Annotated in this window: 28 protein-coding genes; 4 read left to right on the top strand and 24 right to left on the bottom strand. The window is 34.8% G+C overall.

What is annotated here, in order from left to right; translation table 11 throughout:
- The 3 genes from DXA54_RS06930 to DXA54_RS06920 all read right to left on the bottom strand — a co-directional run bounded on the left by DXA54_RS06930 (position 1) and on the right by DXA54_RS06920 (position 3,389).
- Positions 1 to 2,259 (bottom strand): hypothetical protein, encoded by a 2,259-nt coding sequence (locus DXA54_RS06930; RefSeq protein WP_120079131.1) that lies wholly within the window; start codon positions 2,257 to 2,259, stop codon positions 1 to 3.
- 126 nt (positions 2,260 to 2,385) lie between these two features.
- Positions 2,386 to 2,892 carry a DUF805 domain-containing protein gene (locus DXA54_RS06925; RefSeq protein ID WP_004303897.1) on the bottom strand — a complete coding sequence of 169 codons (507 nt, stop codon included), beginning with the start codon at positions 2,890 to 2,892 and terminating at the stop codon, positions 2,386 to 2,388.
- A gap of 137 nt (positions 2,893 to 3,029) precedes the next feature.
- Positions 3,030 to 3,389, bottom strand: coding sequence for a hypothetical protein (locus tag DXA54_RS06920; RefSeq protein WP_004303898.1), 360 nt, complete (start codon positions 3,387 to 3,389; stop codon positions 3,030 to 3,032).
- 152 nt (positions 3,390 to 3,541) lie between these two features.
- Between DXA54_RS06920 and DXA54_RS06915 the strand changes: the two genes are divergently transcribed.
- The 4 genes from DXA54_RS06915 (at position 3,542) to DXA54_RS06905 (ending at position 7,243) form a co-directional block, all read left to right on the top strand.
- A complete protein-coding gene (locus DXA54_RS06915) occupies positions 3,542 to 5,869 on the top strand; it encodes a DUF3987 domain-containing protein (RefSeq protein ID WP_120079130.1) in 2,328 nt (775 codons plus the stop codon).
- A gap of 256 nt (positions 5,870 to 6,125) precedes the next feature.
- On the top strand, positions 6,126 to 6,614 hold the full coding sequence (locus DXA54_RS06910; RefSeq protein ID WP_004296631.1) for an HU family DNA-binding protein: 489 nt from the start codon (positions 6,126 to 6,128) through the stop codon (positions 6,612 to 6,614).
- 70 nt (positions 6,615 to 6,684) lie between these two features.
- Positions 6,685 to 6,783, top strand: a complete 99-nt coding sequence (locus DXA54_RS28175) for a smalltalk protein (protein WP_004303901.1) — start codon at positions 6,685 to 6,687, stop codon at positions 6,781 to 6,783.
- 16 nt (positions 6,784 to 6,799) lie between these two features.
- Entirely contained in the window at positions 6,800 to 7,243 is a 444-nt protein-coding gene (locus DXA54_RS06905; protein WP_008020284.1) for an N-acetylmuramoyl-L-alanine amidase, read from the top strand.
- A 59-nt stretch (positions 7,244 to 7,302) separates the two neighbouring features.
- Here DXA54_RS06905 and DXA54_RS06900 read toward each other — a convergent pair whose 3' ends face one another.
- The 21 genes from DXA54_RS06900 to DXA54_RS06800 form a co-directional block, all read right to left on the bottom strand.
- A complete protein-coding gene (locus DXA54_RS06900; protein WP_004296628.1) occupies positions 7,303 to 7,536 on the bottom strand; it encodes a DUF4248 domain-containing protein in 234 nt (77 codons plus the stop codon).
- A gap of 437 nt (positions 7,537 to 7,973) precedes the next feature.
- On the bottom strand, positions 7,974 to 8,531 hold the full coding sequence (locus tag DXA54_RS06895; RefSeq protein WP_032852929.1) for a glycosyltransferase family 4 protein: 558 nt from the start codon (positions 8,529 to 8,531) through the stop codon (positions 7,974 to 7,976).
- Positions 8,528 to 9,070, bottom strand: coding sequence for a glycosyltransferase (locus tag DXA54_RS06890; protein ID WP_032852928.1), 543 nt, complete (start codon positions 9,068 to 9,070; stop codon positions 8,528 to 8,530). The genes DXA54_RS06895 and DXA54_RS06890 overlap by 4 nt, the downstream gene beginning before the upstream one ends.
- 21 nt (positions 9,071 to 9,091) lie before the next feature.
- Entirely contained in the window at positions 9,092 to 10,162 is a 1,071-nt protein-coding gene (locus DXA54_RS06885; protein ID WP_120079129.1) for a glycosyltransferase family 4 protein, read from the bottom strand.
- 24 nt (positions 10,163 to 10,186) lie between these two features.
- Entirely contained in the window at positions 10,187 to 10,975 is a 789-nt protein-coding gene (locus DXA54_RS06880) for a glycosyltransferase family 2 protein (RefSeq protein WP_008651480.1), read from the bottom strand.
- 18 nt (positions 10,976 to 10,993) lie between these two features.
- A complete protein-coding gene (locus tag DXA54_RS06875) occupies positions 10,994 to 11,962 on the bottom strand; it encodes an NAD-dependent epimerase/dehydratase family protein (RefSeq protein ID WP_008651479.1) in 969 nt (322 codons plus the stop codon).
- 7 nt (positions 11,963 to 11,969) lie between these two features.
- A complete protein-coding gene (locus DXA54_RS06870; protein ID WP_008651478.1) occupies positions 11,970 to 12,326 on the bottom strand; it encodes an SMR family transporter in 357 nt (118 codons plus the stop codon).
- A 101-nt stretch (positions 12,327 to 12,427) separates the two neighbouring features.
- Positions 12,428 to 13,036, bottom strand: coding sequence for an HAD family hydrolase (locus DXA54_RS06865; RefSeq protein WP_371682934.1), 609 nt, complete (start codon positions 13,034 to 13,036; stop codon positions 12,428 to 12,430).
- Positions 13,036 to 13,911: a decaprenyl-phosphate phosphoribosyltransferase gene (locus tag DXA54_RS06860; RefSeq protein WP_008651477.1), complete on the bottom strand. Its 876-nt coding sequence runs from the start codon at positions 13,909 to 13,911 to the stop codon at positions 13,036 to 13,038. Before DXA54_RS06860 ends, DXA54_RS06865 begins: the two co-directional genes overlap by 1 nt.
- 26 nt (positions 13,912 to 13,937) lie before the next feature.
- Complete coding sequence (locus DXA54_RS06855) at positions 13,938 to 15,605, bottom strand: hypothetical protein (RefSeq protein WP_008651476.1); 1,668 nt, start codon at positions 15,603 to 15,605, stop codon at positions 13,938 to 13,940.
- Entirely contained in the window at positions 15,592 to 16,809 is a 1,218-nt protein-coding gene (locus DXA54_RS06850; RefSeq protein ID WP_371682936.1) for an O-antigen ligase family protein, read from the bottom strand. Before DXA54_RS06850 ends, DXA54_RS06855 begins: the two co-directional genes overlap by 14 nt.
- A gap of 143 nt (positions 16,810 to 16,952) precedes the next feature.
- A complete protein-coding gene (locus DXA54_RS06845) occupies positions 16,953 to 17,471 on the bottom strand; it encodes an acyltransferase (protein WP_229090527.1) in 519 nt (172 codons plus the stop codon).
- A gap of 193 nt (positions 17,472 to 17,664) precedes the next feature.
- Positions 17,665 to 18,384 (bottom strand): acyltransferase, encoded by a 720-nt coding sequence (locus DXA54_RS06840; RefSeq protein ID WP_008651468.1) that lies wholly within the window; start codon positions 18,382 to 18,384, stop codon positions 17,665 to 17,667.
- Positions 18,385 to 18,487: 103 nt separating this feature from the next.
- On the bottom strand, positions 18,488 to 20,017 hold the full coding sequence (locus tag DXA54_RS06835) for a hypothetical protein (RefSeq protein ID WP_008651460.1): 1,530 nt from the start codon (positions 20,015 to 20,017) through the stop codon (positions 18,488 to 18,490).
- Positions 20,018 to 20,220: 203 nt separating this feature from the next.
- The gene (locus tag DXA54_RS06830; RefSeq protein ID WP_008651458.1) at positions 20,221 to 21,519 is read right to left on the bottom strand and encodes an O-antigen translocase; all 1,299 of its coding nucleotides are present in this window, start codon (positions 21,517 to 21,519) and stop codon (positions 20,221 to 20,223) included.
- The gene (locus DXA54_RS06825) at positions 21,516 to 22,616 is read right to left on the bottom strand and encodes a DegT/DnrJ/EryC1/StrS family aminotransferase (RefSeq protein WP_008651457.1); all 1,101 of its coding nucleotides are present in this window, start codon (positions 22,614 to 22,616) and stop codon (positions 21,516 to 21,518) included. Before DXA54_RS06825 ends, DXA54_RS06830 begins: the two co-directional genes overlap by 4 nt.
- Positions 22,609 to 23,112 carry an acyltransferase gene (locus tag DXA54_RS06820; RefSeq protein WP_008651455.1) on the bottom strand — a complete coding sequence of 168 codons (504 nt, stop codon included), beginning with the start codon at positions 23,110 to 23,112 and terminating at the stop codon, positions 22,609 to 22,611. The genes DXA54_RS06825 and DXA54_RS06820 overlap by 8 nt, the downstream gene beginning before the upstream one ends.
- A complete protein-coding gene (locus DXA54_RS06815; protein ID WP_008651453.1) occupies positions 23,099 to 24,022 on the bottom strand; it encodes a DegT/DnrJ/EryC1/StrS family aminotransferase in 924 nt (307 codons plus the stop codon). The genes DXA54_RS06820 and DXA54_RS06815 overlap by 14 nt, the downstream gene beginning before the upstream one ends.
- A complete protein-coding gene (locus DXA54_RS06810; protein WP_008651451.1) occupies positions 24,019 to 24,957 on the bottom strand; it encodes a GNAT family N-acetyltransferase in 939 nt (312 codons plus the stop codon). The genes DXA54_RS06815 and DXA54_RS06810 overlap by 4 nt, the downstream gene beginning before the upstream one ends.
- Complete coding sequence (locus tag DXA54_RS06805) at positions 24,954 to 25,373, bottom strand: sugar 3,4-ketoisomerase (RefSeq protein ID WP_032852925.1); 420 nt, start codon at positions 25,371 to 25,373, stop codon at positions 24,954 to 24,956. The genes DXA54_RS06810 and DXA54_RS06805 overlap by 4 nt, the downstream gene beginning before the upstream one ends.
- Positions 25,366 to 25,764 (bottom strand): sugar 3,4-ketoisomerase, encoded by a 399-nt coding sequence (locus tag DXA54_RS06800; protein WP_032852924.1) that lies wholly within the window; start codon positions 25,762 to 25,764, stop codon positions 25,366 to 25,368. Before DXA54_RS06800 ends, DXA54_RS06805 begins: the two co-directional genes overlap by 8 nt.
- Positions 25,765 to 25,799 lie beyond the last annotated feature (35 nt).

Genomic DNA, 25,799 nt, shown 5'->3' with positions numbered 1-25,799 from the left:
TTAGTTCTTTTTCAATCTAAAACTTAGCTCAACCACACACTGGTCATAAGGGATGGTTTCCGGATATTTACTTCTTAAAATATCATTATCGACGATGCATTTATGCTTCTTCTGCTGAAAGTCTTTATCTCCGTCACACGTTACAAATCCTTGCAGTTCCATACATGCATTCCAACGCAAATGTTCGCACTTACTCAAATTATCAAATAATGTACTGGAAACAACGTCACAAACCTTAGAATAGTTCAATGTATGGGCATCACGCTGCGTCAGCTCAACCATCTCTTTCAATCTTTCCTTATTATCTTTGCCATCCTCTCCCATGGCCCCGGCTAAAAACTTTTTGGTATCGATATGCCATACATTAGCCCTATCCTGCTCTTCCTGATAAGCCAATTTAATTTGTGCATTCAAGCTATGCTTGTCCTGCAATGCCTCTCTACGCGCATTCCATTCTTCTTCCGCTGTTTGCTTCAGGCTTTCCTTCGCTTTCTTCTTCTCTTCAATTTCCTTCTCATTCGTTTCAGGCATTGCGTCAATCATAATTTTCTGATATGCATAATAAAATTCCTTTGCCAATACTTCAAGCACATCTGTCGATACCACATCGTACGAGAATATTTCTTCCTGCGCTCCAAAAGTTATGATTACATCCCGGGTATTGCCATAAATATTAAAATACTCTTTTATTTGCTTCAGCTGAATGGTGTTGCAACTTCCATTGACGCGCAGATAAATCCTAAAATCATTGAAACAATCCTTTCTATATCGATAGGCATATTCGTAGAGATCAATCGCCAATGCCATCCCTTCATTATCATTTCCTATAGCAATTACAACATAGTTTAGATCATGAATGATTTCAGAAAATTTTTCCCAAAAACGTTCGGAATGGATAGACATTTCTTCACACCATTCCAACTCATTTTTCCTCTCCTTCAAGGCAGGTGCTTTCATTAAAAAATCACCTTTCAATTCATCCATATGTTCATCAACCACATATATTTTTTGAGGGTTCCTATTGCCATTTACATCGATCAATGCCCCAAACTCATATAGAAAACGAAATGCATCACGTCCGGTTTCTCCAAAGCCAATAATCATCGACGTAAAAGGTTTCTTTACACAAGCCTTCGATGTATCGACATCTACAAAATTCACGGGGTGATTCCTCACATTCTTTTTTAATTGCAATACAGCAAGATTAGACGAGTCGATGATATGAATCTGATGTTTCAACCCATCACATATTTCCAACTTCTGGTTCTGGTTGTTCTTACGCGCATGGCAATAAATCTGAACCAGATTATGGACTCTATCTTCTTTACATTTCGCTATTTCCTTAAAAACAGACACCGCCTCCAGATTCAGTTCTTCATTGGGAGACAAAAAATAGAAAGTTGCCTGCGGATACTTCTTGATTAGATTTCCCAATCTCCTCAATCCGAGATATTTGTATAAATCAAATTCCGATTTGACTTTATCTATAACCCGGCCTGTGATTCCAAATTTAGAGTTAACCAGTATGCCGTCAAGCTCTTCTATCTTTTCTATGAATTTTTCAGTTCCGTCATGAGACGAATTAAAGAAATGACTGAATGTGAACCGGCCATGAGAACTGCTTTCATTAGCAGAAAGCAACCTCACAAAAATGAATTTACAATTCTCCCAACCTTCTTCATTCTTCCCCTTGGGCTCTGCCGCTTTTTTTCTTATGCTGTTAGCCAGCAGTATCGCATTATCATTGACACCCCAGAAAATAAACAGCCGGCATTTCTTCTTTCTTGAAAGATTCGCCGCACATAACCGCACCCATGAGATGAATCTGAATCCTAACAGTTTGATGATAAAAACCGCACTCACTATAACGGCCAGGAAATGTATCACAGAAAATATCGTCATGTAGAAAGGATCATGATGCAGATCTTCAGGAACCTCCAAAAGATCGGAATGCGAAGCGAACATTTCCATAGAAGACAGAGCAGACCTAAACGCCAACGCTATCGAATTACTGTCACTCCCTCCCTCATTAAAAGCGTACCAATATATCAGGAAACCTGCAATAAATACTGTACCTGCAATCCATTTCAGGTTATCCACTAAGAATTTCCGCTTCTTAAAAAGCAGGTATACTAAACCTATCCCGATAATGATTAACAAAAGGGTAGAATATCCCCATTGATTTAAAAAACAAGGGTCTGTCGCGTGCTGTGCATTGCATTCACCAGTTTGAGAGATTACTGTGCTTAACATATACATATTCGATAGATTGATTATTTATTCTACAAATTTATACAAAATATTGAATAACAAACAGATTAGTAACAAAAAACCTCCTGCAAAACGAATTTTGCAAGAGGCTTTCTTATTTCTTCTTTAATAAGATTATTCAGCTTTTTCTTTATTCTCCTCCGCTGGAGCTTCTGCAGGTGCGGGAGCATCCTCCACCGGCTTGTCAACTTTCACCTCTTCTCTTGAAACGTTTACAGTCACATTTACAGAAGCAGGCTGTGCCTGATATGGCATACGGTTTTTCGGATCTGCTCCGTAAGGATTAGGACCTACCGTACCATCTGCAAACAACATATACAATGCAAAAATCCAACCAATGATAGGCACACAGCACAACAAAATCAGCCAACCGGATTTGTTTAAGTCGTGCAGACGTTTCACACCCTGTGCCAAAGAGAACCAAATGGAAGCAATCATAGCAGCAAGACCGATCAATAAACCAAATACTGATCCACCGGCCGATCCGCTGGCAGCACCCAAAATAAATGTACCTACACCAAGTGCCCATGCAATACTGGAAACTATACCACCGATAATGCCCGACAGGAAATATTCAATTCTACGAATACGCCCGTCAAATGAGAAAGGAGCTTTGAACATAATTTATTAAATTTATATGAATAAATAAGTGAGTTTTTATCCGTGTTTCTCAATATGAAAGCAAAGATATAAAAAAAATTAAATAAAGAAAGAAATCGGGCAAAAAGATTGAAAAAATGCCCTATTTTCTGTAGAAATCACAATTTCACTCCATCCCAATGCATCACTGCCACCCATTCTGTCGGCTGACAAGTTCCGCAAGAACGATGCGGAACCGTAGCGACCACCAAGTCACAATGGGAAGACAGTACGATTCTTAACTCCTTCAGCAACATATCCAGCTGAATAATCAAATGAAGATATTTCGTCATACACCGGATCACCCGTACATACTGATAAATGCACATATCCTCTCCCCGCCTTATCTCCCCTAATGTTTTAGGAGAGATAGCGAATTCGCTTATGAAAAAACTGTTACTGAAAATACGATCCATATCCATTAAAGCCAATACCAAATTGCTTAAAAACTCATAAGGTTCCTGTTTTTCTTTTGCCATGTCATTCTATGATTAATAAATTATAATATTTCATTTTTTATTTGCTTTATCAAGTGCTATCCACATAGGGAAGCAACCCTATTTTTAATATCCCGACCTTTGTTCCCGTTATCTGATAGTCAGGTAGCTCAATCTTACAAAAACAATTTTATATGAAAGTTTTAGAAGAAATCAAAGTCTCGGTTTACGAAAATGTGTATTCAAAAAAGCCCCGAGTCATGTCTTTCCTTGAAGTCATTATTATGTGCATTCATCCGATCTATGCCTCCATCATAAACGCTATTCGGCGGTACTATGCAGAAGGAGACCATGCCGCGGCACAGAAGCTGAAAAACCAACTCCCCTGCTTCACTCCGGCAGGCACATTCGACGGAGCGCACGCTATCAAAAACTTTCTTCTCCCCAGCCATATTGTCGGACTTGATTACGATCATGTAAAAGATCGTCTTCAAGTCATCCAACGTTGTGCGGCAGATCCCCACACAGTAGCGGCAATAGAAAGCCCTACCGACGGAGTGAAAGTTTTCGCCTATGTAGAAGGTATCGAAAACCGCCATCGTGAAGGGCAGCAACTAGTGAGCCGCTACTACAATCAACTGCTGGGATTGGAGAGTGACCCGGCATGCAAGGACGAAAGTCGCCTGTGTTATTTCAGTTATTCCCCCAACGGATATGTTGCGGCGCTCTATCAGGCATTTGTGTTGGAGCCACTTATAAAAGAAGAAACAAACACTTTCTCTGAAAATGAAGTGCTTCCTCCCTTTCCCCTTCAGGATAATACTCCGGAAAACGTGTCTGAAGAAGAAATCGCCCAATTTATTTCGTCCTATATTTTCTTTCATCCGCTAACAGCCGGTCAGCGCCATTCCAACGTCTTCAAACTTGCCTGCGAAGCCTGCCGCCGACACTATCCCCAGAAAAGCATATTACGCGAACTTTCTCTATTTTTCGAGCACACAGATTTTCGTTCCGAAGAGCTAACAAAGGTTTTATCGTCTGGATATAAACAAGTTAATGAACATGCACCCGCTTCCTCTCCGGCCAGCGACCCTTCTTTTCAAAAGGACATAAGGACAAAAAGACAATATAGTACTGCAGAAAATTCCGATACCGACGACGAAGCCTATTGGCTGGGAGAAGAATTCCGAAAAGGAACCCCTTTATTTCCCCGCAGTTTGTACAATAATCTTCCCGACCTATTAAATGACTGTATCATTGAAGACGGAAGCGAACGCGAACAAGATGTCGCTCTCCTTTCCGATCTCACGGCCTTGAGCGCAGCACTTCCGCAGACTTTCGGAATTTATAATCATAAAAAATACTCCACGCATATATTCAGTGTCATACTTTCGCCTGCCGCCAGTGGTAAAAGTATCGCCCAAACCGGACGATACCTGTTGGAAGAAATACATTCAGAAATCCTGTCTACCAGTGAATCTATGATGAAAAACTACCAAACTGTACATAATAACTGGCAATCAGAATATCAAAAACAGAAAAAGAAAGGAGAAGCATGCTCCGAAGAACCGCAACGACCTCCTTTCAAAATGCTATTCATTCCTGCTACTACCAGCTATACCCGCATGCAAATGCAGATGCAGGACAACGGTCCACAGGGAAGCATCATTTTCGACACGGAGGCACAAACGCTATCCACAGCCAATCATCTGGATTGTGGCAATTTCGACGATATGCTCCGCAAGGCTTTTGAGCACGAAAATATAGATTCTTCCTACAAAGCCAACGGCCTCATTCCGATCTATATACGCCATCCCAAATTGGCTTTGTTGCTGACGGGTACTCCCGGACAAATAGACGGCCTATTGAGCAGCTACGAAAACGGATTGCCCAGCCGCACCCTGATTTACACTTTCCGCGAAGCTCCGCACTGGAAAGAAATGGGCGACGACTGCGTCTCACTGGAAGATTCTTTCAAACCGATTGCGCATCGTGTCTCCGAATTATATCACTTCTGTCTGGCTCATCCGGTTCTTTTTCATTTCAACCGCCTGCAATGGAACCGTCTGAATGAGATTTTCTCACGTATGCTGTCCGAGGTGGCATTGGAAGGCAACGATGACCTCCAAGCCGTAGTGAAACGCTATGCTTTTCTGGTGATGCGTATCAGTATGATCCAGACCCGTATCCGGCAATTTGAAGCAACCGATCTTTCTCCCGAGATTTATTGCACGGACGCTGATTTTGAGCGTTCTCTTCAAATCGTTCTATGTTGTTACGAGCATAGCCGGTTGTTGCACTCATCCATGCCGTCTCCTTCGGTCCGTCCACTGAAGAATCCGGACACTATTCGTAATTTTGTTCAAGAGTTGCCCGACAGTTTCACGACAGATGAAGCGATTCAGATTGGCGCAAAATACGATTTCAACCATCGTAAGGTAACACGTCTGCTAAAATCGCTTAATGGAGTAAAGATCAATAAGATATCCCATGGTTCCTATACCAAGATGAATGAGCAATAGTCACATCTGTCCTTTTTGTCCTTTTGTCCTTTTGAAGAGTCCGGAAAAACATCGGGAGATTTGAAAAAAACATCTCAATGATTGAAATCAAACATTGGGAAGTTTCGATACAAATCTCCCGATGTTTTTTCTTTTTATCTGTGCGCCTGTGTGCGTCATTATGCGTCATGCCGCTTTCCCGATGTAGTACTTTTGTCATGTAATCGATTACAAGGCAATTAAACAATTAAAAATTAATGATTTAAAATTAAAAGTTATGGCACAGAATTACACTCTCATGGCTCGTAAGAACCTGTTGAAACCTAGTGAAACTCCGAAATTTTATGCAGTGGCGCGTAGCGGTCGTAAAGTGACGGTCAAGGAAGTTTGTAAACGTATCACTGAACGCTCTTCTTATTCCAAAGGGGAACTGGAAGGTTGTATCGGTGAGTTTTTGCTCGAAATCGTCAATGTACTGGATGAAGGAAATATCGTCCAGATGGGTGACCTGGGTAATTTCCGTATGAGTATCAAGACCGGTACTCCTACCGATACGGCAAAGGAATTCAAGGCATCATGCATTGATAAGGGCAAAGTGCTCTTCTATCCGGGTAGTGATCTCCGCAAGTTGTGTAAGACATTGGATTATACATTGTATAAAAGTGATTCTTCCACTGATTCGGATAAAGATCCGCTTCCTGATGATGGCGGTGATGATAATCAGGGAGGTTCCGGCAGCGGGGAAGCTCCGGACCCGGCAGCTTAATCAACCGGTTGTTGACTGGTTCTTGAGTTCATAATGTATCAGTAGTATTTATTCTTTAATTCAAATTTATATGAAAAAGCAACTTTGGAAAAACATTCTCCAGTTTATTGTAACTATCGCGACTTCGATCATTTCGGCTATCGGTGTAACGTCCTGCGTGGGACATTAATCTCCTGCTGACCGATATGGAAAATTCAGAAGAAAACTATCTCCCACGTGAGATTAAGTTGTTGGTGATTCATTGCAGCGCGACGCGCTGCAATGTTTCCTTCACCGTAGAGCAGCTTCGACAATGTCACCTGCAACGAGGTTTCAAGGACATAGGGTATCATTTTTACATCACCCGTAATGGGGAACTTCACCATTGTCGCCCGGTATCAGAGCCCGGTGCGCATGTGCGAGGTTTCAACCGGCATAGTATTGGAATTTGCTATGAAGGTGGGTTGGATGAAGAAGGTCGTCCGGCGGATACGAGAACACAGGCGCAGCGCTTCGCGCTACTTGACTTGTTGACGATTCTCAAACATCAGTATCCGGATGCGCAAATCCTGGGGCATTATCAACTTAGTGCTTCGATTCATAAGGCTTGTCCCTGTTTTGACAGTCGAAAAGAGTATATGAATATATAAAAAGAACTACGGGAGCTCGCGAAAGTGCAGTCTCCCGTAGTTTTTTATGTTTATATCATTTATAGTTCTCCCGGCTTTCCCAAGTAATAAGTAATAAGCCGCACTTCTCTCACAGAAAATGCCTTTGTCTTCGGATGAAAGTCAGTAGACAGTATCTCATTCATCAATGGCTTGCATCTCCTCATCCACCTCCGAAGTTTATTGACCGAAGCACGAATTGTCAAATCAGGAAAATACATCTGGGCTAACTCTTGTTTATTATAACATTTCACTACAAAGTCTGAATGTTCCATCGTTTCTTTATTACTATTTTCTATGCTATAAAGTTACAAATATTTCAACATATAAACAAAGAAAACTGATATTATTATCCAGTATAATGAGAGTAAAAAAATATCAACGATCTTCACAGACAGTTGATATAGTGGGAAATTCACATCGGCTTTAACCTCCGATGTCAGGGCGTAGATCAGAAATGTACCGTCGTACGATTTCCAATCCACAATGTAGGAGAATCATACTGTTTACAGCATGAAGCTAGGGACCTACATTTTTTTCATCTCACATACGAAACACTCACGTGTTTATTACATCTCAACATTTTATTTTATACCTAATTCTTGTCTAACATTCATATACTAATTCATTTGATACTCATTTTTAATGATAATCACAATATATTTTATATGATAGGACTGTACATTTTGTAGTTCCCAATAATTGAAGAATTTTATAAAGAGAATGATTGATAAATAGCTTCTAATTCTTTAATTCTATTAGTTATCAGAAACTTCTTTTCAAAAAGAGTTCGTGAATTTTCTCCGTACCAGTCTCTTTTCTGTCTATCTTCTACCAATTCACATATGGCCTTCAAAAAAGACTCTTTCTTAAAAGGAAGTAATCTTCCATTATACCCATCCTCTACACAATCTCTATTCCCAACCACATCAGATGCAACTATTGCTTTCCCTAAAGACATAGCTTCAATCACTGCCAAAGGTAACCCTTCATATCGGGCTACAGTCAGGTAAAACATTGAGTTCTTTACGCATTCCAATGTTTCCTTATGGCTAAGCCATGGAGACAATTCTATTACTTTATCCAAACCATATTCAGCAATCTTTACTTTCATCCTATCCAGATCTGGTGAATAATAACCTACTCCCAATAAACAGAATCCCACCTCTGGATGTAAAGTATGAACCTCTTTCACCACTTCTACTAAAAAAATAGGATTCTTCTGATATGATGGTCTCCCTATATAACAAATATATTTGTCCAGTCTCATTTTTTTTTCAATTCATTTATAGCATCAGGCACAGCATTATTCCAAACAAAAGCCCTATCTTTTTTATAATGCACCATATTCACTCCCATTATTTTTTCAGACTCTGAGCAAGCCAGAAGACGAGCATTAAACTTCGTGATACATTCAATAAACAAAAAGATATTTCTTTTTACCACGGATTGTGCACTTAAAAAAGAAAAAGCATGAGGTGTATAAAAAGTTCTCGTATGAGTCAAGAATCCAGCTGCCCGCCCAACAATTCCACCTTTAGCACTATGACAATGAATCAAGTCAGGACGTTCTTTCTTTATGATTCTCACAGTCTGCACAATAGCCTTTAAATCATTCCACAAATTTAAATCCCGATAAAGTTTTATTCTATACTCCTTTATTTCTCTTCCATATTTCTCTATCGGTTTGTTATTATCCTTATCTCCATGAACAATAACATATTCATAACCACTTTCTGCATATACAATAGAGTTTCGGATATAAATATCAAGCCCACCGATCATTTGACCAACATGCAAAATTTTCATAATTCTATTTCGAACTGTTTCTTATTTACAAATCGAGCCAAATATCGAAATGTATTTCTTGTAAATTTCATCATTAGAGAACTTCACTGCAAGCTTTTTGAAACCATTTTTCCCCATAGTTTTTCTTAGCTCATCATTTCCTAAAAGTTTCTCCAAAGCTTGCCGTAAGGCCACAATATCTAAAGCTGGTACAATAATACCATCTACTCCATCTTCTATATATTCAGGGAAACAGCCTGTATTTGTTGCTACCACTGGCTTTTCATAATAGAACACACTCTGTACCGTCTGCGTACCTGTGGCATCTCTATAAGGTAATACTATTACTTTACTTCGTTGAATCAATCCTGCCAACTCATTATCAGGCACATACTTATTAACATGTTCAAAGTTTGACGGCAGCGAATCTATTCCAAAAATTTGACTTATATCCCCTTTTCCAGCAATCATGAATTTCACATTCTTCATCTGCTTTCCCGCTTCTACTAATATATCAAGACCTTTATAATATTCTATTCTACCGAAAAATAACACATCTATATCTAAAATCTTATTTTCATTTTTAGGATATACCAAATTCTCAATTAAACCCAAATAATTCACTGCTATTTTTTTTTCATCCTTTATCAGCCCAAGTCGCAGTATATCATTTTTCATAAAATGACATGATACAATTATTTTTGCGCTATATTTAAAATAATCTTTGTATTGAGCCTTCAAAAGATAAGCATCTAATTGTCTAACACCCGAATGAAGAATATGATCATGAACAAAAGAAATAATTTTTTTATGGTCTACTATTCTATAGATGAATCTGTTAACCGGATGCGGACTATGAATGAAACACACATCAAAATCGAGAGAATGAACATACTTATAAATACAATAGTATGACAATGGATTTACGAAATCTAAAGGTTTTTTTCTATCAAAAGGGATGTTGCATATATTCTTCGTTCCTAATAGTTCATACCCAATATTTTTATTAGTCACAACAAATACTTCATGCTCTTTTGAAAAGAATTTTGTTAGCAAGAAAAAATTATCCCCCATTGCACCATTAACAGAAAAAGAAACAACAAGTATTCTCATCACTACTACAAATCTTTTTATTATTTATTCAATCTTGAGTAACAATTTTATCAATCCTTTTGGGATTATGCTCTTTAGCATATTGCTTAACCTAAAGCGTAATACCGCCTTCCAATAATAACAATAAGCCTCCCACCTTCCATATCCATTTGTCTTATGAATCTGCAGTACTTCCTTCTTCGATTCTATAAAATGTGAGAAACTAGCACCTGCATCAATCCTCACTCTCGAAACATAATATTTCAAATAATAAAATCGTTCCCCTGCGAGATAAATTGAAAGTAGAAAATCATAATCAGACGCAAGCTTATATTTAAGAGAATACTTTTTCCCCTTCATCAAATCAGTTCGAATGAACACACTTTGATGTGAGAAAGCCATCATATAACGCATACTTTTCAACCCCAAAGCTTTCACTGGTCTATCTCCTATGGCATAACGGAGAATCGTATCACCATAATAGACAGCATAATTTTTATGAGTTTTTACAACAAAAACAAAACGTTCTACTACTTTATTATCAACAAACTCATCGTCCGCATTCATAAAAAGAACCCACTCTCCAGTGGCATTATTGATAGCTTTATTCATAGCATCATATATACCATTATCCGGCTCTGATAACCAAAAAGATATCCTGCTTTCGTATTTCTTTATAATTGCTAAGGTACCATCTGTACTTTTTCCATCTATAATTATATATTCTATATTTTCATAAGTCTGACTAAGTACAGACAATATAGTTCTTTGTATGGCAGATACAGCATTATAACAAACTGTTATTATTGAGACACGAGGAAAGTTATTATTCATATTTGAGTATGTAAAATCTTATTTCTTCTTTTTATACATCTTATATGCCTCTTTCAGCATGTCCTCATCACTATACTGTGGATGCCAATCTAGATCTTTTTCAGTTTCCTGAATATCCAGAACATACTCTTCGTCCGCAATCATAAACTGTTCTGGATACATTAATGTAAAACCATATTTATCTAATAATCCTAACACTAACTTTACGAGTTTACCAGACGTTGGAATTACTATAGAATGTTTATCCGCTGACGTAACAACCCCCTGCAATAGGGTACGAATATCAGGCGGATTCTTAGAGCCTAAGTTATATTCTTTGTTAGGTAATCCTTTGTCTATAGCGCAAAGAATAGCGCTAACGCAATCAAATACTGAAATCATTTGGTAATGATTCTTGCCATTACCAATTGTTGGTACTGGTAAATTCATATCAATTAACTTAAATAACTTTACTAAAATACCTAGGCGGCCTGGTCCATTGATCATACGAGGGCGGAAAATAGTAATATTCATACCTTTTTGTCGATATTCCCGACAGATTTCTTCACACGCTTTTTTACTTTGTCCATAAGGACCAAAAGGATTTTGCGGGTGTTTTATATCCACTGGAAGATATTGTGGCCTACCATACGTCATATCAGTAGTAAACATCAAATAGCGCATACAATTCTTTTCTTCCATCACTTCTAGAATGTTCTTAGTACCAACATAATTAGTACTGTAAAAATATTCTTTACGATTTTTTGGAACCTTAGTGTGATACTGATTCGCCGCCAGATTGATTACCAAATCATCGGGCATTATATCAATCTTACGTATAGCAGACTTATCACGAATGTCTACATTTATAAACTTGGCTTTCTTATTAATACGTTCATCAAGTGTAGAAAGGATATCACCAACTACCACATTCTCCCCACGCTCAATCAGCGCATTGCTCAAGTAACGCCCAACGAAACCATCTCCTCCAAAAATATAATACTTCATTACTATTTTAACTTCTTGAAATTAAATACACACCAATACAAATAATTACAATACCAACAATCCGAATTACCGAGAGTGCTTCACCAAAGAAGTAATATCCCACCACTGCCGCTACAACATATCCTACACTTAAGAATGGATAAGCAAAACTAACTTCTACTTTTGAAAGAACCGCCATCCAAAGAAAAATACTAAGTGCATAGCAAATCATAGCTCCCCAAAGCCAAAGATTTGTTATCATCGCACCTATATTTGTAGTCATATTACTCATTCCCGTTTCTCCCACAAGCAACATACCTTTGCGAATGCACAGTTGTGCAGTACAATTCAGTAAAACACTGACTAAAATCAGTATGATATTCATATTATTATAATATATAAATGATATAAATTTGTTTTAGTAAATTTAAACAATAGACATTATTAGACATAAACTTCATTTATAAGACAATACTATTTAAATGTTCATCGTATCATTATGCCTCTATCAGCAAACTCCAAAATTTCCTTGTCGCCACGACTATCCCCATAAGCATATAAAAAATAATTTTTTCTATCAGGTTCTATTTCCAATAAACGATTTACTTTCTCGGGACCATAACAATTTTTCGTCAAGAAACGCCCAGTCAGTTTTCCACCAGGATCAACTTCAACTTTAGTTCCTATAGTAGCAGTTACTCCCAAACGCGAGCAACAGAATGGGCGGACCCAATCATCTATGCTAGCACTTATCACATACACTTTATCACCATTTTTCAAATGATTCTTTAATTTATCGACAGTCGATTCACGCTCTATTTTTTCCACTTCATCAGCAAAAATTTCTCCCCATCGTTGGAATTCCTTATAATCCATGCCACCAAAAAAATATGAGAAAAGAGCTTGTTTGACCTTCCAATTAGGATACAACCTTAACTTAAATGCTATTAATAAAGGGGAGTGCAACAAGAAACCCACCATAAAAGCCCAATATCCTTTTGTAAAAAGAATAAAATACAGTAAAGTGTCTTTATTTGTAATTGTACCATCAAAATCAAATACGGCAATATTTTTCTTTCCCTCTAGCATACTCATCACAAATAGATTAGGACAAAAAAAGTCAAAAGCCAGCCAAGGATAGACAGTTGAATAAACCGATCATACATTAGAATTTTGGTAGGACTCCCACTTTTCACATCCACAATTGTTAGTTGCATATAACGTAATAATCCAATTAATACAAATATTGATGTTACATACAAATAAGAGGTATGCATTCGTTCCTGTACTTCAGGTGATACCGTATACATAATATAACATACCATTGTAACAGCCGACACTATTGTAATTGCCTGATTCATAAACTGCAAGTTATATCGATTAATATTGTAACGGACCTTTACCCCACTTTCCTCATACATAACAACGTCATCTCTACGTTTAGCAAAAGCAAGAAATAAAGCGAGAAGAAATGTCATCAACACAATCCATTGAGAAATCCAAATGCCAGTAGCGATCCCACCTACCCATATACGCAATACAAAACCTATTGCTATAATGAACACATCTATCAAAGCAACTCGTTTCAATCTAATACAATAAGCAATATTCATTATAAAATAAAACATGATAATACTTATCACTTTCCAAGCAATTTCATCAGTAAGCAAAAAACATATTACTATAGAAAGAGTAAACATCACCATCATTAGTATATATCCAACAAACACTGATACTCTTCCATTTGCTATAGGACGTAGCCTTTTCTTAGGATGTAAGCGATCCGACTCACGATCATAAATATCATTAAAACAATAAATACTGCTAGCTATAAAGCAATAGGCAAAAAAAACTTTTAGAGATGTGAACATATAAGACAAGTCCATAATATGTCCGCCAAAAAATAATGGCAAGAAAATAAATAAATTCTTTAGCCATTGCTGTGGCCTAATTAGCCTCAATAAATTCATAAATAGAACATACATATAGTATAAAATTACTTAATCAAAAACTTGGTAACCCATCCCTTTTTTGCTTTGTCCAACTCTTCTCTATTGACATATATTGGAATACTTTTTTGAAAAGGAATTTCTTCATAATCTATTGCGTCTTCTCCAATTTCCGTTGGATCATACCTTATGATTTCATCTTTAAAAACTTTATAATTGAAACTCCAATTTTTACTTCTAAAGTATTGCGGACTCGTTTGCTGTATAGCTTTTACATAATATTCCGTCACACATTTATTAAGAATTGAATATCCTAAAGAAATCGTCATAGCCATACTTACATTCAGCACAAGTAACACATACACTAATCGTCTCAACCATTTCCCAATATTATATTTAAGTCCTGCATATTCAGTATATAATAGAATCACAATAGGGAGGATATAGAAAAAAGGTACATACCTATATGAACTTCCCATTGGAAGTATCAGTAAAGATGATAACAACACACCTATAAAAATACAAGTATTCCTATATATTGAACTCTTTTTAGATATAGCATACAATATAAAAGAAAGTAATAAAACATCCACAAATACAATTCCACCTCCCCCTATTCTAGCACCAGGAGAACCGGCACTCATTATATTATTCTCTGTTACAATATATGGTGGAATATATTTTCCATCAAGAATATTGCTAGGACGAGAAGTATAGCTATATAATATTTGTATAATACGGTTTTTCTTTTGCAAAAATTGCGGTTGAGCACCATCATTTAGATATTCAGTCTCCTTATCTCCAATTCCAAGAGGATAAATAGGATTACAATGATCGATGGTATTAGTAATATATGGATTAAAACCTGAAGTTAGAATAGTAAGAACTACAGCCCCCAAAGCCACCGCTATAATTCTATTCATTAATCTATATTTTTTCTGTACAAAAAGAAATATTAAAAAGACAAAAGTAAAAAATCCAACCCAAAATAACATATTAAATTTTGTACTTCCAGCTAAAATGATTGCTGCAGTCATTAATAAATAATCTAAAATAGCTTTTCTACTGTAAATTCCATATAAAGCGACAATAAGCCAAACAACAGTAAAGTACCCACATAGATCTATATAATATGAAAATACTTGTGTTGCAAAAATGGGAGGTAAAGCTAAACAAAGAGTATAAAATAATTTTTTTCTAAAATCTAATGTCCTCCCCACTACACTCCTACCCAAAAAATCATGAATAAGAAAAAGAGAAGATAATCCTAGTAGCCAAGAGACAGCCTTTCCTGATTCTAAATTTCCTGTCATAGCTACAATTGTTGCCGAAACAGTCTCCATTCCTTTACAATAATGATCTATCCATATATTCATTTCCCAGTTTTCTGATATTATTGTATTGTGACTATCATAAATAGGATTCCATCCATGAGACAAAGCGTAAATCATAGGTTGATGATAAGCTTGTCCGTCATAACTGCCGTCAGGAATGATAGCTGATAGTAAGATTACAAACAACATTAAAAGTAAGCTAATACTTACATCTTTGATTATATTCTTCCTAAAGCAATGCAGGATAACAACACTTAATATAAACGCAACAGGAAAATGAATAGCACTGATATGCCAACCTATCAGCCAAGACACCCCAGACAAAAGCAAAGTATTGAGTATTGTAAAGATTTGAATATATCCAATATTACACACTTTCATTATTTTCTATTTTTGCATTTACATTAATACGTTGATAGTTCAAAAAATTTAAGATAAATAGATAAGTAATAGGTAAATCCACAAAGTTCTCATTGCATTCTATTAAAATAAATATAAGTAGAACAAGAATTGTTGGAACGCCTAATTGCATCCGTTTAATACCTCTATAAGCAAAACAAAGAAATATCACTAACCATAGCAATCCCAATGATGCAGAGTTATTTACTAAACCAATACATCCGCCAGCATTCCCATAATTTCGTTTCTCAAAGTTTCTTGTAGCAATGCCATATCCCCAAATCGGTTGTTCTAATGTCATTTCAAATTGAGTAATCAAATCACGAGTACGAGTCACTTTAGATATGTGCTCCTCTCCTGCATCATTTGCTGCTATTTTTCTTGCAACCACGGGAGAATTTATCATCATAATACATAACCCAAATATCAACAACATAGCTATAGGATAAAACCCCTTATGCATCCTACCATATTTTGAGAAGAAAATAACCAATGAAGCTATTCCCAAAAAAGCAATATAGGCCATTGTAGACAGAGTTGTAAGAAGTGTGACTACAATAACTAACATTTGCCATTTTTCTTTTCGATTCAACATCCCCTCTTTTATTTCAGGAATGAACAATATAAAAGCAAAATTTAAGAAATATTGATATGCACCTGGCTCATGGAATAAACCAGCATTCCGATGAAATAAATAATCCCACCCAACACAATGAAAAAAAAATTCTAAATACTGCCCCTCTTCTCCAGATCTACTGACTATTTGAGGAGTAAATAATTCCATTTCAACCCCTCCAAAAACTATCAGACTAAATATAGCTAGTACTGTCAAAATATTTAAATAAATCTTTTTAAAGATATAAAATGGATAACGACAAATTATAACAAAAGAAAACATCAAATTAAACAGCCAAGACACCCAACTATGATTCAATACATCTGTATGTATAACAAACCGATTTACAAAGATTATTCCTCCATATATCAAACAATATATGAACCCTAAAGTATGCAGACGATGTTTATTTACGGTATGCTTATCATAATAAAGGTAAAATAGTGAAGTTAACAACATTACAATAAATGCTGGAACATATGACTTATGAGCAAATGAATATGACCCAGACCCTAATATTATGACTAAAACTCCCCAATAATCGACTAATGTTTTACGGTTAATTCGCATCACTCATATAAATATATTACCCTCATTTATCATCCCCAATATTAATAAACACTTTCTAATTAGAATATAAATAAGAATCTTAAACTAATTATTAAATACAACAATGTAAACATGAAGAAATCATCTATCAAAAAAAGAAAATACTAGGCTTTATTTTTACTAAAAAAATATTGTTGCCTCATTTTTATAAGATCCCTATTATTGCATCTTTTACTCATCCACGGATAATTATGGCAATTCTTAATTACTTTTTTGGCATATTCATCCGTAGTCATTATAAATTTAGCAGGAACTCCTCCCCATACTTCCCCAGATGGAATATGTTTAGTAACTATACTACCTGCAGCAACTATAGAGTTTGCACCAACAGAGGTATTAGGTAAAAGTATTGAATATGCCCCTACAAAACAGTTCTCAAAAAGTTCAATACTACCGACTTTATCCACTTCTGATAATGAAATCCCCAAATACTGTGCTATATTAAAGCAACTTACATCATGATTTATAAACCTTACATTTGCAGCACAAATTACATTATCATGAATACTAACTAAATATGGTTCTGGTATACTACACGAATATAACTGCACATTTCTACCAAGATAATGAAACTTACTCCTCATAAGCTCAGCTGCACCATGTGGGCTTACCATTTTAGACATAATTTTAAAACAAAGGTCTTGCATTCTTCGGAAAAACATACATTCTTTTTTATTAGTAAGTATTCTCTAATCTTCAACTCATACAAATAAAAAGCTCAAGGATCCTATATCATCAACTATTACACTTTAAAAAGATTAGAATTCCATTCTTTTTTATTCCTATAGTAAAATCATCAATATTCATATCAAGATACTAGTAGAATGGTACATATTCCCCAGTCATTTCATATTTTAAATTCTTATTTCGTTCCCCAATTTTTTTGGCTGGAACTCCTGCAACAATAGTATAAGGCTCTATAGACTTCGTGACTACTGCACCTGCTGCCACTACTGCTCCTTCTCCAATCTCCACACTATGAAGAATTAAGGCATTGGGACCTATCCAAACACGATTACCTATTTTAACAGGAGTTTTCGTTTGTGTATCACAACGAAAAAATGAATCTCGGTGGTCGTGCTGTTCTGTCCAAATAGACACATTAGAAGATAAATTTACGTTTTCACCTATTTCAATGCCATTTCTCCCATCCAATATGGCCCGGTCTCCAATAATACTTCCACATCCTATTCTTATTTTATAGGGTTCTCTCATTTCAGTACCATAATATATTACGACTTTCGGTGCCATATCTACACAATATACATTACGATAAACAAAGTTACGAAAATGATGGGATGGTACTTGTGATACCCGGTAATCATAATAACGCATAAATCCACCCAAATAGCGTTTCAACAGATAAAGAGAAGAGTGTTTATTCTTTATTACATCGTTTTGACTGTCCACCCCTCCCAATTTATATTTTCTTTTTATCTTATATGATAAAAATACTATTAGTGATGTCAGCGCAACAAAAGTAGTATTGCATATCAATAAGAAAACTAACAACTGAAATACCAATAAATAAACCATACATCATTATATTTTAGCAATTCATCAAAACTATATATCATTAAAATGCTCTTCATCTGCAAATCTCCCATATTAACATAGCACATATAGCTAGATATGTCCATTAAAAGAAAGCTTTCAACTTATATATAAAAAAGTCTAATAATCGCATTACAAATAATACAGAATAACGAGGAAAATAAATAAAAGAGCGAAACTTAAATGTTTTAAGTAGAAGTGATAAATACCCATTACAATAGTTGTTTGCATAATTAAAATAGAACTCCTTAATGTTATCATAAGCAATATCCAAAGGTAACATTTGCTTTGATTCATAATTACCAGTCAATAAATCATTAAGTTTTTTATCAAACTCTTGGGAATTAATTACTGCACAACGCAATCTTTGTCCCTCTGATTTTCTATACAAAGGATCATTACATAATTCCTTAGCATATGCAAATAGTGTATCTAAATCATTTTTGGCAATCGGTGCTTCATTATGATAATTAACAATGCCATCCACCTCATCCAACTCTACTCTCTTTTTTGCATAAGCCAAAATTGGTTTACCAAAAGCAGCTGCATATTGACACATTAGACCTCCAGACAAAGGATATGTACCATAATATATATCACAGTTTCTAAAAAGTTGAGATATATCCTTTCTATATTTAGATGTATATACGCGCTCTCCATTCTTCATTCTAAGGATACGTTTTTTTATCTCCCTTAATGATGTAGATGCAAGAAAGACAATCGAATTTGGGTTATCATCTAAAACTTTATCCATGATGTCAAAGAATAAATTCTCCTCATCTAACATTTTATACTCTGTCCCTCCTGTAAAAATCACAACTTTCCCTGTTCGATCAAAAGGGAATCCTTGAAAAGGTATATCGTCGGATATGATAGGATAATAAGGTAAATAAAGCAATTGACTCAACTTCACCCCACGTCTATCTACCGAAACTGAAGCTCCATATGGTCTAAATTCTATCAAATAATCAAGCATTGATTTACCAATCCAAAATGTGTGATCATTAAAATTAATATTATAACATGGGCATTGCTTAGCAGCCATGACAGCAATTATTAACCGTGCATCCCATGGCCATACATGAGTCAATATTTTCGTTGGATTAAAATTACGGATTTCTCTCGCCACCTCCTCCGTTGTATCCATTAAAGATCTTGACTCCTCAATTATTTTAATGGTAATATTTTCTTTATCTTGCAAATAGGCTGGAATTTCTGTAGAACCAATTCTAACCCCATTAATTTGAACAATACGATTTAATACGATTATTAAAACAGGAACTCCGACCTTGGCCAATGCTTTACTATATTGTTGAGTCACTTCCCCTCCATTTATAGTTCTGTTACAAACAAGCACGATACGTTCTTCTCCATTATTTACCGTGAATCTATCCTGCAGCAAACGTTCTTTTATACTACAAGATATATTTTGCAGAAGAAACTCCAAATCTTCATCAACATATTTAAAATTATAATTATAAGCCCATTGTGCAGCTACTTCTATATAACAAATACTCTGTTCCAAATGCCCACTTTGCATCTTATCAGAAGCTTTTTGTTTTATTATCTCAAAAATGTCTATTACTTGCCTTTCTGTCAATGTACCCTTTTTCATAATCTATGCCACTTTAGCATTCTATTCTGTTCACAAATAATCTAAACTTATTTAAACTATCAGCTTATCTAGTTTTCTATATAGTTATGAAGTATATACTTTAGTTTTGATTTTCAACGACAAAACAATCTACGTTCTCAACACTACAAATTAATATTAAAATAAAAGAGAATTTATAATCTTACATTATCTCTATTATTGCCTCATAATACCCTATAAACGATAATTTTCCTAAATATGACAACCATGCAAACCGTATATATTACATAGTTCACAAAATATGCTTGTGTTATCCCAACCACTCCATTTAGATTCATAAACAAATATCCTAATACCACGAATAAACCAGAAAATACGACTTCAGTTGCAATAAATGTTTTAGTCATAGATTTTGCTACCATCAAAAAAGCTAACAACCAACTAGATATTTTAAAAAAGTCTCCTAACAATTGCCAAATAAACAAGCTCTCCATCGGATAAAAATCTGGAGAAAAAAGTATCATAACAACAAAATGTCTCAATAAATATACAAGAGTTAACCCCGATAATAATATAGGAATAATGACTTTGTAACACTTGAATATTTCATACCGTAATTCCGAAATTTCCTTTATCTCTGATAAACGAGGTAAGTAGTAAATACTAAAAGAGGTGGTTATCACCATTAAGTATACGTTTGAAATACGATTCATTGCTTCCCACCATCCAGCTTCTGTCATAGATATTTCAGAAATAACATATCCACGTAATAACATTTGGCTAACCGGAACAACTGATAATGAGACTAATGTCATAGCTGAATAATTCAGGAAACGTCGAAGTATCTTCCTATCTAACCTCTCTCTATAATAGATGACAGATAGCCATGGAGCTTTTCTACATATCCAAAATGTAACAAAAAACACCACACTCTGATAAGAAACGGCACTAATCAATGCACCTTTCAATCCCATAGAAAAAACAAAACATATAGTAAAAAGTAATCCAACTATAGTCCCTGATATATTCACAATCACATATCTTTTAAACTCTTTATATCCATTTAGGATAGAAATTAATAGAGTATTCAGAGTGTACAGAAATATTGTAAAACCAAAAATTAAGAATACATATCCATATTCATCAGAAAGCATTACCAAACGACTAAGTTGATTATGTAAAATTATTAACCCTAAACTCACTATAAAAGTGAAAAATAAAGTTATCTGTAAAGCATTGGATAGAATTTTTTTTATTGCAGATTCATCTTCTTTATATTCTGCTACATATTTCGTTATTCCACTATTAATTCCGCCATTAGCTACTCCCAATAAGATAGTTGAAAAATTATTCAATTGACCTAATAGAGCAATCCCACATGGACCTATAATAGAAGCCACAACTTTTACGCTTATTAATCCTGTAAGCATACGCACTAAGGTAGATATAGCATTAAATGAAAACACTTTTACTATATCCTCTTTCGCTGTACGTTTAGCAAAAGAGGCAAACTTATATATCATTCCCACTTGTTCAGTAAATCAACAATAGTTTTTATCTCCATATTCATCATTATTGGGCTTAATGGCAAACTAAGTTCTTCATTATGAATTTGTTCCGTAATAGGGTACGAAAGTTTGTTCCACTCCTTAAAGCACTCTTGTTTATGAGGAGGTATAGGATAATGAATAATAGTCTGTACACCATTGTCAGCTAAATACTTCTGCAATTCATTACGTTTTTTTACACGAATAGTAAAAATATGGAATGCATGAGTATCCCAGTCTTTTATTATTGGAGTAATAATTGCTGGATTAGTTATATGATCAATATAATATCTTGCAAATTCCTTACGAATAGCTAAATCTTCATCCAAATGCTTTAATTTCACATTTAGCACAGCTGCTTGTATCTCATCCAATCGACTATTGCGTCCACAATATTTGAATACATATTTTTTATGTGAACCATAGTTAGCAATCGCACGAATCACCTTTGCTAATTCCTCGTCGTTAGTTGTTACTGCACCAGCATCTCCTAATGCCCCCAAATTCTTACCTGGATAAAAACTATGCCCAGCAGCATCTCCTAATGAACCTGTCTTTCTACTCTGATATATACAACCATGAGCTTGAGCATTATCTTCCACCAACTTAAGATGATATTTATTACAAATATCCCCTATTTTATCAGTATAGGCACATTGGCCATAAAGATGAACAATTAAGATACCTTTTGTGCGCTCTGTTATAAATGCTTCTATTTTGGAGTCATCTATTTGATAAGTCTCAATATTAGGTTCTACCAAAATAGGGATTAACCCATTCTCTGATATCGCTAAAATAGAGGCAATATAAGTATTAGCAGGAACTATTATTTCGTCACCAGGATGCATTACCCCCATTTCTATATAAGCACGAAATATCCAAACTAATGCATCTAACCCATTTGCACAACCTACGGTATATTTAGTCCCAATATACTGGGAATAATTTACCTCAAAATCTTCATTTTCCTTCCCTTGAAGATACCAGCCTGAATCAATAACACGACTAACCGCTTCATGTATTTCAACAGAATATCTTTCTGTTATTTTTTGTAAATCTAAAAATTTAATCATAAGCTAATTTTTTTATTTCACTATCTGAAAAATTTCGAATCAGTTTTGCCGGTGTTCCGCCAACTATTGAAAAATCAGGAAATGAAGTTGTTACAAAGCTACCAGCTGCAACAACACAAAATTTGCCCAATATAACCCCTGGCATAATAATTGCCGATGCACCAATCCATGAATGATCTCCAATAGAGACTTCTTTTTTATATATTGGATAAATTTTTTGCATTTCACTACTAGCATTTGGACCTGAATCTACCATAATATTAACATTTTGAGCAAAACTTACATATTTTCCTATTGTTAACTTTGCAGAAAACCCATTTAAGATACAATTCATCCCAATATAGGTATTAGCTCCAATTTCTAATAAATTATTAGGACCACCATATGCAGATACATACTTGGCTATTCTTACATTATTTCCTATAATTATATTATTAATCGACGATGAGGGGTCTAATTGCACATTTTCACCTAGCATAATATTAGCATAAACCATCTTTGAAATATTTTAGTAAAGTTATCATATAATCCAAATGAAACATATCGAGTTGTTGATGGACTGGGATATAAAATGCACTTTTACCATAAAAAACACTTGATTCAACACCATTGTTTTGCATAAAAATCTTCAGTGAATTATAGTCTATATTATCCTCCCATTTAAATAAAAAGACACCTGGAATGCTCTTCTTCTCCAATAAAAAAAACGGAGAGATCCCTATATATGAAAGCTTTTCAGACAAATATGTATAATTAAATAAACGCCGTTCAGCAATATAATCTATTAATGGTATATTTCTTGAAAGATTCTTTAAAATATAATCTTGATAACGTGATGGTATCATATTATCAGAAGGAAATTGCATTTTATTTGAGACTAAAACACCTCCTATTTGCATTGGAAAAATTTTAGGTAAGCTATATATTACAAAATCACCTATTTTTCCTATCAGTGAATGTTTATCTTTAGAAATAAAAGAATGTGCACAATCTTCAATAATCGGTATATTATATTTTTTCAATTCATTTAATCTCTCACAAGGATACCCAAACTCATGATTAATAAAAATAATCTTAGTCCGTTCTGTTATTTCTCTAGACCATAAACAATATTTCTCTATTTCTCTAGTAACACAGCTACTTATATAATAATTACCAGATGTCGTTAATATCGTTACAACATCATCATGAACTAGATCGTAATATGACAAAGCCAAAGAAATTGCATCACGTGCTTTTATGGTCAATAAATATTCCCCAAATCTTTCACGCAAATATTCTTTAGCAATCTCTATATCTACATTTAAACGATTCAAATCCTTCTCGATGAAAGGAGAAATCCGAATGGTTGGAGTTACTTCAACAGTAGGATTAATGATAAAGCCATCATAAATATCAATCTTCATAGTTCATATTCATAAATATCATAAATAACTCCCCGCCCCCCGAAGCCTTCCTTCTGAAAAATCAAGGCTTCATTCAAATACTCACCATTATTTTCTGTTGACTGACCAAAATCAAAATATTCGCAAGTTGCATATTGTGTATTAATCAAATAATCAAAAAGCAAGTCTAAAGCCCCAACCTCTTTACCTTCTAAACTGGCTGAAATATACTGTGTATGAACAATATGCCCCATTAGATACAATAAGGTTCCCCCTATTGCACGTTCTCCTTGAAAAGCTAAATATAGAACTATATTCTCCGGAAAACGAGATTTTAATAATTGCATTTCCTGAAGTGTATGAACAGGTCTCACACCATATCTATTTTTCAGATTTGTATTTAATATATCCCAAAATAATTCTAAATGATCGCTTTCTTCTATTCTTATTTCATTCTTCAAAGCTTTGCGAATACCAGACCTACGAGATTCTATAAATTTCACTTTATTACTTAGAAAGATTGTTGAAGAAATATTTCGAGCAATTAATCTACATCCAGGAATTCTAAATAAAGCATATAGGTCTTCTTGCGCTGGCAATTTATGATAAATATATGGAATTGCCTTATAAATGACTTTCACAATCCCCTTTTCTTTCAAATAACAATTAACAGCATCCAAAACTTCTATTAAATCCGAAACTGTTACTTTAGAATTTATAATAAAACCACCATAAGTCAATCCTTGATGAGAATATAGAATGTTATCGACTTTGTTTGCCGGTAAAAGACAATAAAGTTTAGAATTTCGATATATCATTAAGGAAAAATCCTGAAATCGCTCTGAATGGTAATCCATATAATTTCTGTCGAACAAAAAAGTCCCATTCTTTGAATTATGGACATACTGATTCCAAACTTGTATACAATCTGGTTTATATTGTTGTATTTCAATCATAGCGCATTTTTATATACTAAATAATCATCATAATTTCTTATATAATCTTTCTCATTATAAGTATCGGAAGCTAATACCAAACAAATAGATCCTGAAGAAAAACCCTGTTCAGAAGCCCATATTCCAGGGGGAATATGTAATCCATAAAAAGGACGATTCAGTAATACAGTACGCTTATTTACTCCATCATCAAGTACTACCTCAAAACTACCACTACCAGCAATAAGAAATTGATGACATTCTCTGTGAGCATGTGCTCCACGAGCTTCTCCACCAGGTATATCATAGCTATAAAACACACGTTTTATCTCAAAAGGAACATTCAAACCTCCATGAATAGGGGTTATATTTCCCGCACGATTCTCTATTTTAGGAAGTTCTATGATAGAACAATCATATACTGTTGACTTAGCCATTAAATACTTTCTTAAATTGTTCATAATCATATATATAATCATCCGCATTAAAAGGAGTAGATGATAATATTAAAGCAAGTGAATTTGTTGAAAAATTTTCCATTTTCCGCCAAAATCCTTTCGGTACATATAATCCATAATAAGAACGATTTAGATGAAAAATATTTTGTTCTTTCCCATCATCAAGAAGTACATCAAAACTTCCAGAGAGAGCTACTATAAACTCTTGATTTTCTCTATAAGCATGACCTCCGCGTTTTTCTCCTCCAGGAACATCATAAATCCAATATGTACGTTTTATTTTAAATGGTATATGATTTTCTTCCTCTATAATAGAAAGATTACCTCGTCTATCTAAAATCTTAGGCAAATCTATAATTCGAGCTTCCATATTTCTATTTTTTACAACATTTTTCCTAGAAAGAA

This window comes from Bacteroides sp. OF03-11BH, from assembly GCF_003604005.1.
GTDB lineage: Bacteria > Bacteroidota > Bacteroidia > Bacteroidales > Bacteroidaceae > Bacteroides > Bacteroides ovatus.
This window is presented reverse-complemented; position numbering and strand designations above follow the sequence as displayed.

What these genes read in the sequence shown, in the direction of transcription:
- DXA54_RS06930 (WP_120079131.1), bottom strand. Translation starts at nt 2,259, where the DNA reads ATGTATATGTTAAGCACAGTAATCTCTCAAACTGGTGAATGCAATGCA.
- DXA54_RS06925 (WP_004303897.1), bottom strand. Translation starts at nt 2,892, where the DNA reads ATGTTCAAAGCTCCTTTCTCATTTGACGGGCGTATTCGTAGAATTGAA.
- DXA54_RS06920 (WP_004303898.1), bottom strand. Translation starts at nt 3,389, where the DNA reads ATGGCAAAAGAAAAACAGGAACCTTATGAGTTTTTAAGCAATTTGGTA.
- DXA54_RS06915 (WP_120079130.1), top strand. Translation starts at nt 3,542, where the DNA reads ATGAAAGTTTTAGAAGAAATCAAAGTCTCGGTTTACGAAAATGTGTAT.
- DXA54_RS06910 (WP_004296631.1), top strand. Translation starts at nt 6,126, where the DNA reads ATGGCACAGAATTACACTCTCATGGCTCGTAAGAACCTGTTGAAACCT.
- DXA54_RS28175 (WP_004303901.1), top strand. Translation starts at nt 6,685, where the DNA reads ATGAAAAAGCAACTTTGGAAAAACATTCTCCAGTTTATTGTAACTATC.
- DXA54_RS06905 (WP_008020284.1), top strand. Translation starts at nt 6,800, where the DNA reads ATGGAAAATTCAGAAGAAAACTATCTCCCACGTGAGATTAAGTTGTTG.
- DXA54_RS06900 (WP_004296628.1), bottom strand. Translation starts at nt 7,536, where the DNA reads ATGGAACATTCAGACTTTGTAGTGAAATGTTATAATAAACAAGAGTTA.
- DXA54_RS06895 (WP_032852929.1), bottom strand. Translation starts at nt 8,531, where the DNA reads ATGAGACTGGACAAATATATTTGTTATATAGGGAGACCATCATATCAG.
- DXA54_RS06890 (WP_032852928.1), bottom strand. Translation starts at nt 9,070, where the DNA reads ATGAAAATTTTGCATGTTGGTCAAATGATCGGTGGGCTTGATATTTAT.
- DXA54_RS06885 (WP_120079129.1), bottom strand. Translation starts at nt 10,162, where the DNA reads ATGAGAATACTTGTTGTTTCTTTTTCTGTTAATGGTGCAATGGGGGAT.
- DXA54_RS06880 (WP_008651480.1), bottom strand. Translation starts at nt 10,975, where the DNA reads ATGAATAATAACTTTCCTCGTGTCTCAATAATAACAGTTTGTTATAAT.
- DXA54_RS06875 (WP_008651479.1), bottom strand. Translation starts at nt 11,962, where the DNA reads ATGAAGTATTATATTTTTGGAGGAGATGGTTTCGTTGGGCGTTACTTG.
- DXA54_RS06870 (WP_008651478.1), bottom strand. Translation starts at nt 12,326, where the DNA reads ATGAATATCATACTGATTTTAGTCAGTGTTTTACTGAATTGTACTGCA.
- DXA54_RS06865 (WP_371682934.1), bottom strand. Translation starts at nt 13,036, where the DNA reads ATGAGTATGCTAGAGGGAAAGAAAAATATTGCCGTATTTGATTTTGAT.
- DXA54_RS06860 (WP_008651477.1), bottom strand. Translation starts at nt 13,911, where the DNA reads ATGAATTTATTGAGGCTAATTAGGCCACAGCAATGGCTAAAGAATTTA.
- DXA54_RS06855 (WP_008651476.1), bottom strand. Translation starts at nt 15,605, where the DNA reads ATGAAAGTGTGTAATATTGGATATATTCAAATCTTTACAATACTCAAT.
- DXA54_RS06850 (WP_371682936.1), bottom strand. Translation starts at nt 16,809, where the DNA reads ATGCGAATTAACCGTAAAACATTAGTCGATTATTGGGGAGTTTTAGTC.
- DXA54_RS06845 (WP_229090527.1), bottom strand. Translation starts at nt 17,471, where the DNA reads ATGTCTAAAATGGTAAGCCCACATGGTGCAGCTGAGCTTATGAGGAGT.
- DXA54_RS06840 (WP_008651468.1), bottom strand. Translation starts at nt 18,384, where the DNA reads ATGGTTTATTTATTGGTATTTCAGTTGTTAGTTTTCTTATTGATATGC.
- DXA54_RS06835 (WP_008651460.1), bottom strand. Translation starts at nt 20,017, where the DNA reads ATGAAAAAGGGTACATTGACAGAAAGGCAAGTAATAGACATTTTTGAG.
- DXA54_RS06830 (WP_008651458.1), bottom strand. Translation starts at nt 21,519, where the DNA reads ATGATATATAAGTTTGCCTCTTTTGCTAAACGTACAGCGAAAGAGGAT.
- DXA54_RS06825 (WP_008651457.1), bottom strand. Translation starts at nt 22,616, where the DNA reads ATGATTAAATTTTTAGATTTACAAAAAATAACAGAAAGATATTCTGTT.
- DXA54_RS06820 (WP_008651455.1), bottom strand. Translation starts at nt 23,112, where the DNA reads ATGGTTTATGCTAATATTATGCTAGGTGAAAATGTGCAATTAGACCCC.
- DXA54_RS06815 (WP_008651453.1), bottom strand. Translation starts at nt 24,022, where the DNA reads ATGAAGATTGATATTTATGATGGCTTTATCATTAATCCTACTGTTGAA.
- DXA54_RS06810 (WP_008651451.1), bottom strand. Translation starts at nt 24,957, where the DNA reads ATGATTGAAATACAACAATATAAACCAGATTGTATACAAGTTTGGAAT.
- DXA54_RS06805 (WP_032852925.1), bottom strand. Translation starts at nt 25,373, where the DNA reads ATGGCTAAGTCAACAGTATATGATTGTTCTATCATAGAACTTCCTAAA.
- DXA54_RS06800 (WP_032852924.1), bottom strand. Translation starts at nt 25,764, where the DNA reads ATGGAAGCTCGAATTATAGATTTGCCTAAGATTTTAGATAGACGAGGT.